The following is a 15,812-nucleotide window of genomic DNA, read 5'->3' as shown; positions in this document are numbered from 1 at the left end:
GGGTGCCCCCGGCGGTCAGATCCGTTCGGGGGCCCGCCCGGCGTCGTCGACGACCTCCTCGCTCGCCGCCGGGGGACCGGCCTCGGCGCGGGCCTGCTCCGCCGCCTCGTCGGCCTCCTCCCGGGTGGCGTACTCGGTGAGGACCCCGCACCCGCAGTCGCAGCGCACCACCCACCGGTCGGCGACGTCGGCCATCATCAGCACCTGCGGGTCGTGACCGTCCACGGGGGCCTCCTTCGGTGGCGTGACGGGCATCATTGCGCGCCGCAGCGACGTGCGCCATTCGTGGCGCGGGTCCGGTCCGCCGTCGTCAACCGTGACGAAATCCGGGTCGGGACCGTGACAGCGGCTGTGACGGGGGACACGGTGGACCGCCGTCGTCCATCGACCCGCAGATCCGGGGGAACCGCTATGACCGCCACCGTCGACCACGTCGCCCTCCTCCGCGCCCGGGTGCGGGGCCCCGTCCTCGGACCCGCCGACCCCGGCTACGACGCCGCGCGGCGGGTCTGGAACGCCGCGATCGACCAGCGACCTGCCGTCCTGGTCCGCTGCGCCGACGTGGAGGACGTCGTGACCGCCCTCGACCACGCCCGGAGGTCCGGGCTGGAGGTCGCCGTCCGCGGTGGCGCACACAACTCCGCCGGGCACAGCGCGGGGGACGGCGCCCTGGTGATCGACCTGGGTGACCTCGACGCCGTCGTCGTCGACCCCGACGCCCGCCGGGTGCGGGTGGGCGGTGGCGCGTTGCTGAGCGGGATGGACGCCGCCACCCAGGAGCACGGGCTCGCGGTCCCGGCCGGCGAGATCGGGCACACCGGTGTCGGCGGGCTGACCCTCGGCGGTGGCATGGGCTGGCTGACCCGGCGGGCCGGGCTGACCGTCGACCACCTGGTGTCGGCGCAGGTCGTGCTCGCCGACGGCCGGGTCGTGCGGGCCGCCGCCGACGAGCACCCCGACCTGTTCTGGGCGCTGCGCGGCGGGGGCGGCAACTGCGGCATCGTCACCGAGTTCGAGTTCACGGCGGTACCGGTCGGCCCGCTCGTGTCGGTCGGGATGTTCTTCTGCGGCCTCGACGACGGGCCGGCCCTGCTGCGCGCCGCCCGCGACGCGATCGGGCGGCTGCCGTCGACGGTCGGGTTCCAGGTCGTCGCCGTGAACGCACCGCCCGCCCCGTTCGTCCCGGAGGAGGTGCGCCTGCGTCCCGGATGGGCGGTGATGGTCGTCGGCACCACCGGAGCCGTCCCGGACCCGGACGCGGAGCAGGTGCACGACCTGCTCCGCGTGACGCTGCCGGACCGGCTGTTCGAGTTCTGCACCCCGATGCCCTGGACGGCGCTGCAGCAGATGTTCGACGAGCCCAACGGCTGGGGCGTGCACTGCTACGAGAAGGGCTGCTTCCTGCCGTCGCTGACCGACGCGGCCGTCGAGGACCTCGCCGCGCACGTCGCGCGGAAGGTCTCGCCGATGTCGGTCGTGCACCTGTACACCCTCGACGGCGCCTTCTCCGCCGTCGACGACGACGCGACCGCGTTCGGCGGCGGCCGCAGCCCGCGGCTCGGGCTGTTCGCGGTCGGGCTCACCACCGACCCGCAGGGCCTCGCCGCGGAGCGGGAGTGGGTCCGGGGCCTGGCCGCGGCGATGGCCCCGCACGCGCTCGGCGCCGGCGTGTACGTCAACTCGATGATGGGCGACGACGCCGGTCGGGTCCGCGCCACCTACGGCCCCAACTATGCACGGCTCGCTGCGGTCAAGGCGGTCTACGACCCGGACAACGTCTTCCACCGCAACGTCAACGTCCCTCCGGCGGGCTGATCCGGCTCACCAGCCGAGCAGGCCGACCAGGAACGCGTGGACCAGCCAGAACGGGGCGAACGCCAGGGCGACCAGCCCGCCGGGCCCCACGCCGCGCCGGGCCGGGAACACCAGTGCGACGGCGGCGAGCCCCCAGGGGACGAGCAGGGCGACGCCGCGCAGCGGCCAGGACGCGACCCCGGTGGCCAGCGCGAGCAGCAGTGCCACCGCGACCCAGCCGGCCGTCGCGGCCAGGCACCGGGGCAGCACCGCGGCCGGCCGCGGGAGCGCCGCCGGCCGGTCGGCGACCGCGGCCCGCTCGGGCTCGGTGCCCGGCGGGTACGGCGGCGCGCCGGGCAGCGGGGCGTGCGGCCCGACCTCCGCGGACCCGGACGGCAGCGGGTCCACCCCGGACCAGCCGGTCGCGCCCTGCCACGCGGGCGGCGGACCGTCCGGCCCGGAGCCCGGGACGGCGGCGCCGCCGTCCCGGCCGTCGTCCGCCCGGTCGCCGTGGGTGCCGTCGCCGCGGGTGCCGCTCATGCGGCGAGGGTAGCGAGGCGGGCCGCGGCCCCGCGGCCGTCGACGCCGGCCCGGGCGGACCGGCGCGGGGTCAGCGGGCCGCGGCGGGCGCGCGGCCGTAGGTCAGCCGCCGCAGCAGCACCTCCGCGGGCCCGCGCCGGCTGCGCTGCCGGGACACCACCGCCGCGACGACGGTCAGCAGCCACACCCCGGCCCCGCAGAGCGTCGCCGCCCACAACGGCAGACCGGCCCCCAGCCCCAGCGTCCACGCCGGGAACAGGCCGACGAACACCACCGACTGCGCCAGGTACCCGCTCAGCGACCGTCGCCCGAGCGCCACCAGCGCGCCCGCGACCGGCCGGGTCGCCGACCCCCGGGCCACCACCAGCGCCGCGGCGGCGGCGTACCCGGCCCCGGCCGCGTAGCCGGTCACCGCGTGCAGCACCCCGACCACGAGCGCCACCGGCTCCGAGGGCACCCACACCCCGGCGGCGACCAGACCCAGCGGCAGGCCGCCCACGACCCCGGCCCCGATCCCCGCGACGGCGACCCGGCGCAGCGCCCGCCGGTGCCGGGCCGGGGCGTCGAGCCACCCGGCGCGGGCGACGAGCACCCCCGCGACCGCCGCGCCCAGGAGCCCGAGCGCGCTGATCAGCAGGTTGCCGAACAACCACTCGCCGAACCGCTCCACCGCCGCCGACAGCACGTCCGGCGCGACCAGCGAGGGCGACGCCGACGCCGCGTCGGACCGGGTCAGCGCGACGGGGGCGTAGAGCAGCGCCAGCAGCGTCGTCGCGCCCACCCCGGTGAGCACCAGCACCGCGGTCGACCCACGGACCAGCACCGGCGCGAGAACCACCGCGATCAGCCCGTAGGCGGCGACGAAGTCCCCGTGCCACAGCAGCACCGCGTGCGCGGCACCGACGGCGAACAGCGCCCCGCCCCGGCGACGCACCAGGGCCAGGACCTGGTCGGGCCCGGCACCGTCGCGGGCCGCACGGCGGGCGAGCCCGGCGATGCCGTAGCCGAACAGCAGCGCGAACAGCGGATAGGCCCGGCCGTCGACCAGGGTCAGCTGCGCCGCGGCGAGCCAGGCGTCGACGCCGGTCGGGTCGAGCGGGTAGGCGCGCACCCCGATGCCGCGGTGGGTGACGAAGGTATGGGCGTTCGCGACGGCGATCAGCAGCAGCGCCGCGCCGCGGGCCAGGTCCGGCGCCGGTGCACGACCGGTCACCGGGACGTCACGCATCACGCCCTACGCTACCGGCGGTGTGGTTCCCGCCACGCGTGGCGGTGGGTGTGCTCCCCGTCGCGGTACGCGGGCGCGATCAGGGCTAGGGTCCGTGGCGTGTCTGCTACCCCCGTTACCGTTACCGTCACCGGAGCCGCTGGCCAGATCGGTTACGCGCTGCTCTTCCGGATCGCCTCCGGGCAGCTGCTGGGGCCCGACACCCCGGTGAAGCTGAACCTGCTGGAGATCCCGCAGGCCGTGAAGGCCGCCGAGGGCACCGCGATGGAGCTCGACGACTGCGCCTTCCCGCTGCTGCGCGGCATCGACATCTTCGACGACGCGAACGCCGCGTTCTCCGGCACCAACGTCGCGCTGCTCGTCGGCGCCCGTCCCCGCAGCAAGGGGATGGAGCGGGGCGACCTGCTCGAGGCCAACGGCGGCATCTTCGGCCCGCAGGGCAAGGCGATCAACGCCGGTGCCGCGGACGACGTCCGCGTCCTGGTCGTCGGCAACCCGGCCAACACCAACGCCCTCATCGCCCAGGCCTCGGCGCCGGACGTCCCGGCGGACCGGTTCACCGCGATGACCCGCCTCGACCACAACCGCGCGCTGGCGCAGCTGTCGAAGAAGCTCGGCGTCGGCCTCGACGAGATCAGCAAGCTCACGATCTGGGGCAACCACTCGGCCACCCAGTACCCGGACCTCTTCCACGCCGAGGTCGGCGGCAAGATCGCCGCCGAGCAGGTCGAGCGGGAGTGGCTGGAGAACGACTTCATCCCGACCGTCGCCAAGCGCGGTGCCGCGATCATCGAGGCCCGGGGCGCGTCCTCGGCTGCGTCGGCCGCGAACGCCGCCGTCGACCACGTGTACGACTGGGTCAACGGCACCCCGGCCGGTGACTGGACCTCCGCCGCGATCCCGTCGGACGGTTCCTACGGCGTCCCCGAGGGCATCATCTCCTCGTTCCCGGTGACCTCCGAGAACGGCGAGTGGAAGATCGTCCAGGGCCTGGAGATCGACGAGTTCTCCCGCGGGCGGATCGACGCGAGCGTCGCCGAGCTGGTCGAGGAGCGCGACACCGTCGCCACGCTCGGCCTCATCTGAGACCGCCACCCCGCACGGGCCGCGGACGGACGCCGTCCGTGGCCCGTGCGCTGGCCCCGGCGGTGCCCGGACCCGGTCGCAGCCCGTGTTCGGTCTCGACCAGCCGGGCCGACCGCGGAGCCGACGCCAGCGTCAGCGACCGGGTGATGACGCGCCCTGCCCGAACCCGCACACCACGCAGCAGGGTGCCGTCGCCCACCGCGGTGGCGCAGAACACGACCCCGCCGCTCCCCACGAGGTCCTCGGCGCGCCGCAGACCGCCGGCACCGGTCCGGAACTGCACCGAACCACCCAGGCACCTCACCGCGGCCGCCGCGAGGACGGCCTCTGCGGCGGGACCGTGCCCGAGCATCAGGTCCACGGGCCGCGTCGGGCACGCGGCCGTGATGGCTCCCTCCAGGACGCCCCCGGCCGGGACGACGGCCCGCGCGCCCTCGGCACGGACGGCGTCGGCGGGTCCCCGCCCCGCCGTGTCCGCGCACGCGACCACCAGGTCGGTGACGCGGACCCCTCGCGCCGCGGCCACAGCCCGCAGGATGTCGGGCACCGGGTGACCCACCTCCGCACCGTGGACGCCGGCGCCCACGGCGAGGACCAGACCGTGCTCGCCGGGGGGCAACACCCGGACCGCTCCGGACCGGGCCACGACCGCGGCGGCGAACGCGGCCGGCGCCCCTCCACCGGCCGACGGTGTACCGCGCGTCAGCCCGAACGCCGCGGTGCACGCCGGCGCGCACCCCGACGGGCCGTCACGTCCGAGCGCGACGGCGGTGGGCAGGCCCACGTCGGCGAGACGGGCGCGCATCGCGGCGACCGCCCGGTCCCGGTCCGGGTCGCGGTCGTCGCCCCTGGTCCCGGCGGCGCCGTGGTGGCCGGAGCACCGCCCGGCCACCACGGCGCCCGACTCGGTCGCGCGGACGAGTTCCAGCATCAGCACCTCGTCGGGTGGCGGGTCCACCCCGTCACCGTGTGCCGTCCGCACCACGCGGCGCCGGTCAGCGCGCCGCGGCGTTGGCCACGGCACGGGCGGACAGGGCCGACTGGGCGGCGTCCCGGTTCTGCTCCTGCCCCCGCCACGCCTCCAGCGCGGGCCCGACCAGCGCCCGGCCGAAGGAGTAGGTGAGCTCCCACGGCAGCGGGTCGAGACCCTGCATCGCCCCGAGGTGCTCCGTCGCCACCTCCGGGTCCTGGCCCCCGGACAGGAAGGCGATGCCCGGGACGGCCGGGGGCACGGTCTCCCGCAGTGTCTCGACCGTGGCCTCGGCCACGTCGGCGACCGTGACCTGCTCGCCGCTGCCGGAGCCGGGGACCACCATGTTCGGCTTCAGGACGATCCCGTCGAGCTGTACCTGCAGGAGGTCGAGCTCCTCGAACAGCTCCTCGAGGGTCTCCGTGGTCACCTGCCGGCACCGGGCCAGGGAGTGGTCGCCGTCCATGAGCACCTCCGGCTCCACGATCGGCACCAGCCCGCCCTCCTGGCACAGGCCGGCGTAGCGGGCCAGTGCGTGCACGTTGGCGCGCACCGCGCGGTCCGACGGCAGCCCGTCGCCGATGGTGATGACCGCCCGCCACTTCGCGAAGGTCGCGCCGCGCCGCACGTAGTCCGCGATGCGCTCGCGCAGCCCGTCGAGTCCCTCCGTGATCTTCTCGCCGGACGCCCCGGCGAGCGGCTTCGCCCCGGTGTCGACCTTGATGCCCGCCAGGATCCCGATGTCGGACAGGTACTCGGGGAACGACCGCCCGTCGTCGAGCTGCTGGTGGAAGGTCTCGTCCGCGAGGATGACCCCGCTCACGGACTCGGCGAGCCGCGGTGTGGTCACGATGAGCTCGCGGTAGACGCGGCGGTTCTCCTCGGTCGGGGCGACGCCGACCGACTCGAGCCGGGCGGACATGGTCCCGATGCTCTCGTCGGCGGCGAGGATCCCCCGCCGGTGCGAGACCATCGTGCGGGCGATCTTGTTCAGAGCTGACACTTCGTCCCCTCCTGGGAATTGACGGTCGCGGGCGGTCATGCGATCGCCCGGTGGCCTGCGTGGTCGCGTCCGGGCGTGCCTCCGGTCTCCGGGGCGTCGTGGGGGCCGGGCGGCGGCGAGCCCTTCGCCGCGGCGATCTCGACGAGGGCTTCCGCGTGCCCGGTGAGCCCGCGCTGCCGGTTCCAGGTCGCGCGGATGGGACGCCCGGGCATCTCGTGGTCCACGGCGACGAGGTGGAGCCGACCGTCCGCGATCTCGGTACGGACGGTCGACACGTTCAGGACGGTCACCCGTCTGCTCGTGGCGACGGCGAGCTTGAGCGCGCTGCTGGACGGCAGCTCGACCTGGCCGCCGGCGGGCCGGTGCGAGGCGAGGAGCTCGTCGGTGAACGCGCGCAGGCCCGACCCGCGCTCCCGCAGCACCAGAGGTGCACCCGCGAGCTCGGCGACGGTGACGGGTGTCCTCCGGTCCGCCCAGGGGTGCCGGGGCCCGACGACGACGGCCAGCCGGTCGTCGCAGATGTCTCGGGTCACCAGCTCGTCATGGTGCGCCGCGCCCGTCCGGTCGCCGGTACCGCACCATCCGTCGACGAACGCGAGGTCGACCCGGCTCTCCAGGACCAGGCGGTGGAGCGTCTCGAGGTTGCCGGTCCGCACCTCGACGAGGACGTCGTCGGTGGTGGAGCCGGCGTGGTTCAGCCAGTCGGGGATCAGGTGCTCGGAGATCGCGGGGCTGCCCGCGATGCGGAGCCTGCGGGCCTCCGTGGATCCCATGCGGGAGCCGAACTCGAGCAGCTCGTCGGCCGCCCGGATCACGTTGCGTGCATAGCGCGCCAGTACCTCGCCCTCCGTGGTCAGCGTCGACCCGGCAGGCGACCGCTCGAGCAGCCGGAGACCGAGTCGTCTCTCCATCGCACTGATCCGCGTGCTGGCGGCAGGCTGGGAGATGCGGTGTTCCTGCGCTGCCTTTCCGACGCTGCCACGGCTCGCCACCGACAGCAGGAGATCGAGGTCTGCGAGCTGAGGCATCCGGGACGGAATCACCAACGTTCTTGTCCTCTCGCTCCGCCCGCGAAACTCCGTCGAAACGCGGCGCCCGGCGATGATGCGGACCGGGGGAGAACGGGTCAACCGCACGGACACGAACGCACGTGATCCGTGTACGAGAGGCGGGATTCGCGTCTCCTGCGGTGCGGCACGAGGACCGGAGGGCATTTTCCGTCCCCGTTCTCCGCCGGTTCCCGATACTGCTTCGTTCGTTCCTCCTAGGTCGCCGTTCGTCCCGGAAAACGCGCATCGGGTGGCGGCGCAGCCAGGAGCTCCGGGACGGACCGACCCGGTCCGAACTGCGGCGGGATCTCCTCGCCGGCGCGACGACGCCCCTCCGGCACCGGGGTACGCCGACGGCCGTTCCGGTTGTGGGGGTATTCGGGGTGCGGATCGGGTGATCGGTTTTCCGGATGTGTGGTGGTGTTGTGGGTGGGTGTCGGCGGGGCGACGGTGGGGGTGTTGTTCTTCCTGTTGTCGTGGTGAGGAGTTCGTCGTGCAGTTGCAGGTGGCTTTGGATGTTCTGGATCTTCCGTCGGCGTTGACGCTGGCGAATCGGGTGTCGGAGTTCGTGGACATTCTGGAGTTGGGGACGCCGTTGGTGAAGTCGGCGGGTATCGCGGCGGTGACCGCGGTGAAGGCGGCGCATCCGGACAAGCTGGTGTTCGCGGACCTGAAGACCGCCGATGCCGGTGAGCTGGAGGCGGATCTGGCGTTCGGTGCGGGTGCGGATCTGGTGACGGTGATGGGGGTGGCCGACGACGACACGGTGCGGGGTGCGGTCGCGGCCGGTGCCCGGCACGGGAAGCGGGTCGTGGCGGACATGATCGGGGTGGTGGACGGGCGGGTCGAGCGGATCCGTCAGGTCGCGGAGCTGGGTGTGGCGTTCGTGGAGATCCATGCGGGTCTGGACGAGCAGGCGCGTCCGGGGTACTCGATCGACCGGTTGCTGGCCGACGGTCGGGCGGCCGGGGTGCCGTTCTCGATCGCCGGCGGGGTGAAGGCGGACACCATCGGGTCGGTGCGTGAGGCCGGGGCGGTGGTCGCGGTGGCCGGTGGGGCGATCTACAACGCCGACGATCCCGCCGCTGCCGCCGCCGAGCTCCAGAAGCGCATCGGCCGGTGACCGTCCGTACCGCGCCGCCGGGGGCGTCCGTGTCCCCGCCGCGCTCCGACGACGAGCTGGCCCGGTTGACCGCCCCCCGGGTCCCCGCCGACTGGACCGACCTCGACCGGCGCGCCGTCGACACCGCACGCGTGCTGGCGGCCGACGCGGTCGAACGGTGCGGGAGCGGCCATCCCGGGACCGCGATGAGCCTCGCGCCGGTCGCCCATGCGCTGTTCCAGCGGGTCCTGCGGCACGACCCCACCGATCCGGACTGGCTCGGCCGGGACCGGTTCGTGCTCTCCGCCGGTCATTCCAGCCTCACCCTCTACATCCAGCTCTACCTGTGCGGGTACGGCCTGGAGCTGGACGACCTGAGGTCCCTGCGGACATGGGGCTCGCGGACGCCGGGCCACCCCGAGCACGGCCACACGGCCGGTGTCGAGACGACCACCGGCCCGCTCGGGCAGGGCCTCGCCAACGCGGTCGGGATGGCGATGGCCGCCCGGCGTGAACGCGGCCTCCTCGACCCGGACGCCGAACCCGGCACCAGCGTGTTCGACCACCGGATCTACGTGATCGCCTCCGACGGCGACATCCAGGAGGGGGTGACCTCCGAGGCGTCGTCGCTGGCGGGGACCCAGCAGCTCGGAAATCTCACGGTGATCTACGACAGCAACGAGATCTCCATCGAGGACGACACCCGTATCGCGCTGTCCGAGGACACCGCGGCACGGTACGAGGCCTACGGGTGGCAGGTCCTGACCGTCGACGGCGGCGAGGACGTCGCGGCGTTCCTCGACGCCGTCGACCACAGCAGGGCCGACAGCACCCGCCCGACGCTGATCGTGCTGCGCACGGTGATCGGCTATCCGGCCCCCGGGCTGATGAACACCGGCGCCGTCCACGGCGCCGCACTGGGCGGTGCGGAGCTCGCCGCGGTCAAGCGCAGCGTCGGTGCCGACCCGGAGCTCAGCTTCCAGGTCGACGACGACGTGCTGCGGCACACGCGGGAGGCGGCCGACCGCGGCCGTACCGCCCGCGCCGCGTGGCAGGTCGAGGCGGACGCGTGGGCCCGGGCGAACCCGGAACGTGCGGCGCTGCTGGACCGGCTCCGGCGACGCGAGCTGCCCCCCGGCTGGGCGGACGCCCTGCCGGTCTGGGAGCCCGGTGATGCCGGTGTCGCCACCCGCAAGGCATCGGGGACGGTGCTGGCGGCGCTCGGCGACAGGCTGCCCGAGCTGTGGGGTGGTTCGGCGGACCTGGCGGGGAGCAACAACACGACGATCGCCGGCGCGGACTCCTTCGGCCCGGCCGGGATCTCGACGTCGAGCTGGAGCGCCCAGCCCCACGGACGGACGCTGCACTTCGGCGTCCGCGAGCACGCCATGGGGTCGATCCTCAACGGGATCGCGCTGCACGGGGGCACCCGGCCCTACGGCGGGACCTTCCTCGTCTTCAGCGACTACATGCGGCCCGCGGTGCGCCTGGCCGCGTTGATGGAGCTGCCCGTCGTCTTCGTGTGGACGCACGACTCCATCGGGCTCGGCGAGGACGGGCCGACCCACCAGCCCGTCGAGCAGCTGGCCTCGCTGCGCGCCGTCCCCGGCCTGTCCGTGGTGCGCCCCGCCGACGCGAACGAGACCGCGTACGCCTGGCGGACGGTGCTCGAGAACGCGGGCCCGGCCGGCCTGGCCCTGACCCGCCAGGCCGTGCCGACTCTGGAGGGCACCTCGCGGGAGGGCGTCGCACGGGGCGGGTACGTGCTCGCAGAGGCCTCGTCGGGACGTCCGGACGTCGTGCTCGTGGGCACCGGGTCGGAGGTCCAGCTCGCCCTCGGGGCGCGGCGGATGCTCGAGTCGGAGGGCGTCGCCACCCGGGTGGTCTCCCTGCCCTGCCTGGAGTGGTTCGACGGCCAGGACGAGGACTACCGGAACCGGGTACTGCCCCCGTCGGTCCGGGCGAGGGTCGTCGTGGAGGCCGGTGTGGCGCAGCCCTGGCACCGCATCGCGGGGGACGCCGGCGAGATCGTCTCGCTGGAGCACTTCGGGGCGTCGGCCGACGTCGCGACGCTGTTCGAGAAGTTCGGCATCACCGCCGCGGCCGTGGCCGAGGCCGCCCGGCGCAGCCTGGCATCGGTCGGCCGGGCATGACCGGGACGACGACGAGAGGGAGAACGCGATGACCCGCCAGATGACCCACGACCTGACCCCGGGCGAGTTCTCGGTCGCCACCCGCGCCGTCGTCGACGAGGTGCAGCGGGTCAGCGCCAGGATCGAGCCCGAGGCATGGACCCGTGCGGGCGCCCTGCTGCTGCGCGCCCGCACGGTCTTCACCGTGGGGACCGGGCGCAGCGGTCTGGCGCTGAACATGGCCGCGATGCGCTTCATGCACCTCGGGCTGCCGACCCACGTCGTCGGGGAGGTCACCGCTCCGGCGATCGGAGCGGGCGACGTCCTGGTGGCGGCGTCGGGCTCGGGCACGACGGGACGTGTGGTCCGGGCGGCCGAGACGGCCCGGGCCCAGGACGCGGACGTGATCGCACTGACCACGGCGGCCGGCTCGCCGCTGGCCGAGATCGCGACCGAGACCCTGGTGGTGCCGGCCGCCGACAAGCAGGACTTCGACGGCAGCGCCTCCGTCCAGTACGCGGGCAGCCTCTTCGAGCAGTCGGTGCTGCTGATCAGTGACGCGCTGTTCCACACGCTCTGGAAGTCCGGGGACAGCCAGGCCCGCGACCTCTGGCGGCTGCACGCCAACCTCGAGTGAGTCCGACCGCCGTGCCCGCCCGACCGACCCGAGGAGCCCGACATGTCGGCACCCGACATCAGCACACTGGAGGCGGTGGCCCTGGAGGCGACCCGCAGCGCCGCGGTGGCCGCCTACCCGTGGGCCGGCCGTGACGATCAGGATGCGGCCGACGCAGCGGCCACCGAGGCGATGCGCACAGCGCTGGCCCGCGCACCGGGGCGGGGGACGGTGGTCATCGGGGAGGGGGAGAAGGACGACGCCCCCATGCTGTTCAACGGCGAGATCGTCGGGACCGGTGACGGGCCCGACTTCGACATCGCCGTCGACCCCCTGGAGGGCACGTCGTTCTGTGCCCGGGACCTGCCCGGGGCGCTGGCGACGATCGCGTTCGGCCGGACGGGATCGTTCTGGTCGCCCGGCCCCGGCTTCTACATGGACAAGATCGTCGTTCCGCCTGCCGCGCGCGACGTCGTCGATCTGGACGACCCGCCCGAGCGCACCGTCGCCAAGGTGGCGGAGGCCGTGGGCAAGAAGGTCGGCGACCTGCGTGTGATGATCATGGACAAGCCACGCCACGCGGAGCTGATCGCCCGGGTGCTGCGGGCCGGTGCGGCGGTGCAGACCCCGGCCGGCGGCGACGTCGGCGGGAGCCTGGCGGTACTGATGCCGACCCTCGACGTCGATCTCCTGCTCGGCGTGGGGGGCACCCCGGAGGGTGTGCTGACGGCAGCCGCCGTCCGCGCGCTCGGCGGCGGGATGCTGGGCCGGCTCGCACCGCAGCGCGAGGCGGAGGCGGCGGCCCTGCGCGCCGCGGGCCGGTCGACCGACCGCATCCTGCGCTGTGAGGAGCTGGTGGCGGACACGGCCTTTTTCGCCGCCTCCGGGGTGAACGGGGGCCCGTTGCTCGGCAGGCCCCGCAGCAGCGGCGGCACCACCGTCGTCGAGTCCCTGCTGATCACCGACGGGCAGATCCGCCATGTCACCCACACGACCTTCGACCGGGCCACCGGGACGAGGAGGGAGCAGCCGTGACCCTGCACCGGGACGACCTCCGGGTCCGCGAACTGGGTGAGTGCCGCTACGACTCGCCGATGGCGGGCCTGCTCACCGCCAAACAGACCTCACCGCACTACGTGGCCGAGGGTGACCGGGTCCTCCTCGAGGACACCGTCTCGATGCTGGCCGAGCACGACCGGCCCTCCGTCGAGGCCGCGAGCTTCGAGGCGGCAGGTCCGCGTCGGCGGATCTACTTCCGGCCCGAGGGGGTCACCGCCGGGATCGTCACCTGCGGAGGGCTCTGCCCCGGCCTGAACAACGTGATCCGCGGCCTGGTGCAGGAGCTGACCGTGCACTACGGGGTCGAGCGCATCCTCGGCTTCCGCAACGGTCTGGAGGGACTGACGGCGGCCCGTGTCGACGACACGGTCGAGCTGACCCTCGACGACGTCCGCGACATCCAGAACTCCGGGGGCACGATCCTGGGCAGCTCGCGCGGCGGCCACGACCCGGACGAGATGGTCGACAGCCTCGTGTCCCGCGGTGTCGACATGCTGTTCGTGGTCGGGGGCGACGGGGGGATGCGCGCGGCCACCTGCATCAGCACGGCGATCCGGGCACGGGGCCTCGACATCGCCGTCATCGGCGTCCCCAAGACGATCGACAACGACCTGCCCTTCACCGACCAGTCGTTCGGGTTCCAGAGCGCGTTCGCCCGGGCCACGGAGTTCATCACCGCGGTCGCGGTCGAGGCCGCCGCGAGCCGCGACGGTGTCGGCATCGTCAAGCTCATGGGCCGCCACTCGGGGTTCATCGCGAGCTACGCGGCGCTGGCCTCGAGTCTGGCCGACATCGTGCTGATCCCCGAGGTGCCGTTCGCCCTGGACGGTGACGACGGCCTCCTCGCGCACGTCGAGAGGCACGTGCGGACCGCGGGACACGTCGTGATCGTCCTCGCCGAGGGGGCGGGTCAGGACCTGCTGGCGGAGCACCCGGCGGCCGGCTCGGCGACCGACGCTTCGGGGAACGTCCGGCTGGGCGACGTCGCCGAGCTCCTGCGGGAGCGCGTCGGCACGCACCTCACCGACGCGGGCCTCGCCCCCACGATCCGCTACATCGACCCCAGCTACGCGATCCGCAGCGTGGCCGCGAACGCCTACGACAGCGTCTACTGCCTGCGCCTGGCGCACGCCGCGGTGCACGCGGCCATGGCGGGACGCACCGAGGCCGCGGTCGCGCGCTGGCGTCGCCGGTTCGTCCACGTCCCGCTGACCCTGATGACCAGCCGTCGCAACCAGGTCGACCCGAACGGCGACATGTGGCTGTCGGTGCTGGAGGCGACCTGCCAGCCCGCCGGGTTCGGCGCGGCCGGCGCACACCCCCTCCACGCGGGGTTCTGCTGAGTCCGCCCGCCGCCGCGGGTACGGACCCGCCCGCGCCGGGGGCGGACATCGCACGACGGCGGCCCGGGACAGGTTGGCGGATTCAAGGGGTCGTTGCAACACCGCTGGTAGTTCAAGCGGACAGTAGTTGACGCAGACGCTCGGCTGGAGTCTTCCAGCCGAGCGTTTTGCGTGGGCGCCCGTTGAGCTGTTGAGCGACGTGTTCGAGGTCGGCCGGGTCGTGGACGGATAGGTCGGTGCCCTTGGGGAAGTACTGCCGCAGCAGGCCGTTGGTGTTCTCGTTCGAGCCGCGCTGCCGGGGCTGGCGGGGTCGCAGAAGTAGACCGGCATGTCCGTGGCCAGCGAGAACGAGACGTGCGCGGCCATTTCCGAGCCTTGGTCCCAGGTCAATGAGCCGCGTAGTTGCGCGGGCAGGGTCGCCATGGTGGCGACGAGTCCGTCGCGGACCTGTTCGGCGCTGCGCCCGTCGGGCAGGTGGACCAGCATCACGTAGCGGGTGGCGCGCTCGACCAGGGTGCCGATCGCGGAGCCGCCCTCGGCACCGATGAGCAGGTCACCTTCCCAGTGTCCGGGCACCGCCCGATCGGCGACCTCGGCCGGTCGTTCGGAGATCATGACCATCGGGTCGAGGAAACGGCTCTGCCTGGTCCGGGGGTCGCGGCAGGGCCGGCGACGGGCACGGCCGGTGCGCAGGGCCGCGGCGACCTCGCGGCGCAGCCCGCCACGGGCCTGCAGGTAGAGCGCCTGGTAGATCGTCTCGTGGCTCACGCGCATCTCGGGGTCGTGGGGGAACTCAGCGACCAGAGCGTGGCAGATCTGCTCGGGAGACCAGCGCACCGCCAGCTTCGCGGTCACGTAGTCGCGCAGTGGTGAGTCGAAGGCCAGCTTCGACGGCTTCGGTCGAGTTCGACGCATCGCGGCCGCGCGGTGCGCGGCGTGCGGCCGGTACTCACCTTGCTTGTCACTGTTGCGGGCGACCTCACGGCTGATGGTGGAAGGGTGGCGCCCCAGCCGGTTGGCGATCCTGCGGATCGACAGACCTTCCCGACGCAGGTCGGTGATGGTCTCCCGTTCGGCCAACGACACAAACCGTCGGTGGAGGACCTTCTCCACCTTGGCCATCGACAGCACCATCGTGATCATGCCCGTGGTGTAGTCTACCCGCCGTCCGTCGGGATGGACCCGACTGTTCCCGGTCTTGCGGCCCCCGTGGTCCCAGTCCCTGGCCGTCCGGATGTTCACTCCGACGACACGGGCAGCCTCAGCACGCCGAACCCCCTCACCACGCAGGCGCTCGAACTCGTCCCGCCCGGGATGACGCCCTCGCCCACCAGGACCATGCGACCGCTTCCCGGCCTGGCGAACCCACCCCGCCGCGGTGTGGCGGTTGACGCCCAGCTCCCGGGCGACCGTCGTCGCCGAGCCGACCACATCGAAACGGGCCAAGGACTCCTCACGCAGCCGAGCCAACTCGGCCCGCCCCTCACCACCACCTACAACGGCCACGGTCGCTGCAACTCCTCAGGATCGAGGTGTTGCAGCGACCGCTAGAACTTGCCGTTCCTGTCCCGGGCCGCCGTCGTCGCATCGGCCCACGGGCCGTCCGGGCTCAGGGGCGCCGTGGCCAGAGGCTCGAGAACTCCGGATTGTCGTCGTCGAGGATGCGGAACGCGAGACCGATGGCCTCGTTCGGGTCGATCTGATCGACACCGGAGTCGCCCCGGGCGAGCCGCTCGAAGAGGTCCGCCAGCTCGTCCGCCTCGGCGGGGGACAGCCGCGGGTCACGGGTGCAGCGGACGTAGCGCATCCGCACCACCCGTGCGGTCTGCAGCATCAGGTCGCCGTAGGCGTTCACCGGTGTCTCCGGACTCGTTCGTCGTATCTCCACGG

The 15,812-nt window shown here is 73.8% G+C and carries 14 protein-coding genes and 1 pseudogene; 7 read left to right on the top strand and 8 right to left on the bottom strand.

The window, feature by feature from the left end:
• Positions 1-15: 15 nt before the first annotated feature.
• On the bottom strand, positions 16-225 hold the full coding sequence (locus DMP15_RS19800; protein WP_073573867.1) for a hypothetical protein: 210 nt from the start codon (positions 223-225) through the stop codon (positions 16-18).
• Positions 226-411: 186 nt separating this feature from the next.
• On the opposite strand from DMP15_RS19800, the gene DMP15_RS19795 reads away from it, so the two are divergent.
• On the top strand, positions 412-1,815 hold the full coding sequence (locus DMP15_RS19795; protein WP_337826284.1) for an FAD-binding oxidoreductase: 1,404 nt from the start codon (positions 412-414) through the stop codon (positions 1,813-1,815).
• 6 nt (positions 1,816-1,821) lie between these two features.
• Here DMP15_RS19795 and DMP15_RS19790 read toward each other — a convergent pair whose 3' ends face one another.
• Positions 1,822-2,334 (bottom strand): hypothetical protein, encoded by a 513-nt coding sequence (locus DMP15_RS19790; protein ID WP_337826283.1) that lies wholly within the window; start codon positions 2,332-2,334, stop codon positions 1,822-1,824.
• Positions 2,335-2,404: 70 nt separating this feature from the next.
• The gene (locus tag DMP15_RS19785; protein WP_337826282.1) at positions 2,405-3,562 is read right to left on the bottom strand and encodes a DUF418 domain-containing protein; all 1,158 of its coding nucleotides are present in this window, start codon (positions 3,560-3,562) and stop codon (positions 2,405-2,407) included.
• Positions 3,563-3,661: 99 nt separating this feature from the next.
• Between DMP15_RS19785 and DMP15_RS19780 the strand changes: the two genes are divergently transcribed.
• Positions 3,662-4,648: a malate dehydrogenase gene (locus tag DMP15_RS19780; protein ID WP_073573864.1), complete on the top strand. Its 987-nt coding sequence runs from the start codon at positions 3,662-3,664 to the stop codon at positions 4,646-4,648.
• Here the strand turns inward: DMP15_RS19780 and DMP15_RS19775 are convergent.
• From DMP15_RS19775 to DMP15_RS19765, 3 genes are read right to left on the bottom strand one after another with little or no spacing between them, the layout of a single operon-like run.
• Positions 4,641-5,606, bottom strand: a complete 966-nt coding sequence (locus DMP15_RS19775; protein ID WP_073573863.1) for a fructose-bisphosphatase class II — start codon at positions 5,604-5,606, stop codon at positions 4,641-4,643. The two genes, DMP15_RS19780 and DMP15_RS19775, sit on opposite strands and share 8 nt — an antisense overlap.
• A 37-nt stretch (positions 5,607-5,643) precedes the next feature.
• On the bottom strand, positions 5,644-6,621 hold the full coding sequence (locus tag DMP15_RS19770) for a class I fructose-bisphosphate aldolase (protein ID WP_073573862.1): 978 nt from the start codon (positions 6,619-6,621) through the stop codon (positions 5,644-5,646).
• A gap of 35 nt (positions 6,622-6,656) precedes the next feature.
• Positions 6,657-7,649: a LysR family transcriptional regulator gene (locus tag DMP15_RS19765; RefSeq protein WP_073573861.1), complete on the bottom strand. Its 993-nt coding sequence runs from the start codon at positions 7,647-7,649 to the stop codon at positions 6,657-6,659.
• Between the two features lie 514 nt (positions 7,650-8,163).
• Between DMP15_RS19765 and hxlA the strand changes: the two genes are divergently transcribed.
• Genes hxlA through DMP15_RS19740 form a run of 5 tightly spaced genes read left to right on the top strand, consistent with a single transcriptional unit; the run spans position 8,164 to position 13,922 of the window.
• Entirely contained in the window at positions 8,164-8,793 is a 630-nt protein-coding gene (hxlA, locus tag DMP15_RS19760; RefSeq protein WP_100880288.1) for a 3-hexulose-6-phosphate synthase, read from the top strand.
• 29 nt (positions 8,794-8,822) lie between these two features.
• The gene (gene tkt / locus DMP15_RS19755; protein WP_217266845.1) at positions 8,823-10,925 is read left to right on the top strand and encodes a transketolase; all 2,103 of its coding nucleotides are present in this window, start codon (positions 8,823-8,825) and stop codon (positions 10,923-10,925) included.
• A 28-nt stretch (positions 10,926-10,953) separates the two neighbouring features.
• Positions 10,954-11,541: a 6-phospho-3-hexuloisomerase gene (gene hxlB, locus DMP15_RS19750; RefSeq protein ID WP_073573858.1), complete on the top strand. Its 588-nt coding sequence runs from the start codon at positions 10,954-10,956 to the stop codon at positions 11,539-11,541.
• A 42-nt stretch (positions 11,542-11,583) separates the two neighbouring features.
• Positions 11,584-12,555 carry a fructose-bisphosphatase class II family protein gene (locus DMP15_RS19745; RefSeq protein ID WP_073573857.1) on the top strand — a complete coding sequence of 324 codons (972 nt, stop codon included), beginning with the start codon at positions 11,584-11,586 and terminating at the stop codon, positions 12,553-12,555.
• Entirely contained in the window at positions 12,552-13,922 is a 1,371-nt protein-coding gene (locus tag DMP15_RS19740) for an ATP-dependent 6-phosphofructokinase (RefSeq protein WP_073573856.1), read from the top strand. Before DMP15_RS19745 ends, DMP15_RS19740 begins: the two co-directional genes overlap by 4 nt.
• Before the next feature lie 112 nt (positions 13,923-14,034).
• Here the strand turns inward: DMP15_RS19740 and DMP15_RS19735 are convergent.
• Together DMP15_RS19735 and DMP15_RS19730 are read right to left on the bottom strand one after the other, a co-directional pair.
• A pseudogene (locus tag DMP15_RS19735) lies at positions 14,035-15,212 on the bottom strand (IS30 family transposase).
• A 319-nt stretch (positions 15,213-15,531) separates the two neighbouring features.
• A complete protein-coding gene (locus tag DMP15_RS19730; protein WP_253069305.1) occupies positions 15,532-15,777 on the bottom strand; it encodes a hypothetical protein in 246 nt (81 codons plus the stop codon).
• Positions 15,778-15,812 lie beyond the last annotated feature (35 nt).

The sequence above is a fragment of the Pseudonocardia sp. UM4_GMWB1 genome, assembly GCF_017312155.1.
GTDB classification, from domain to species: domain Bacteria; phylum Actinomycetota; class Actinomycetes; order Mycobacteriales; family Pseudonocardiaceae; genus Pseudonocardia; species Pseudonocardia alni.
Note: the sequence above shows the minus strand (reverse complement) of the source record. Positions and strands in the feature narration are given on the sequence as shown.

Coding starts and splice junctions, on each gene's coding strand:
- DMP15_RS19765 (WP_073573861.1), bottom strand. CDS start 7,649: ATGCCTCAGCTCGCAGACCTCGATCTCCTGCTGTCGGTGGCGAGCCGT.
- DMP15_RS19795 (WP_337826284.1), top strand. CDS start 412: ATGACCGCCACCGTCGACCACGTCGCCCTCCTCCGCGCCCGGGTGCGG.
- hxlB (WP_073573858.1), top strand. CDS start 10,954: ATGACCCGCCAGATGACCCACGACCTGACCCCGGGCGAGTTCTCGGTC.
- DMP15_RS19785 (WP_337826282.1), bottom strand. CDS start 3,562: ATGCGTGACGTCCCGGTGACCGGTCGTGCACCGGCGCCGGACCTGGCC.
- DMP15_RS19745 (WP_073573857.1), top strand. CDS start 11,584: ATGTCGGCACCCGACATCAGCACACTGGAGGCGGTGGCCCTGGAGGCG.
- DMP15_RS19790 (WP_337826283.1), bottom strand. CDS start 2,334: ATGAGCGGCACCCGCGGCGACGGCACCCACGGCGACCGGGCGGACGAC.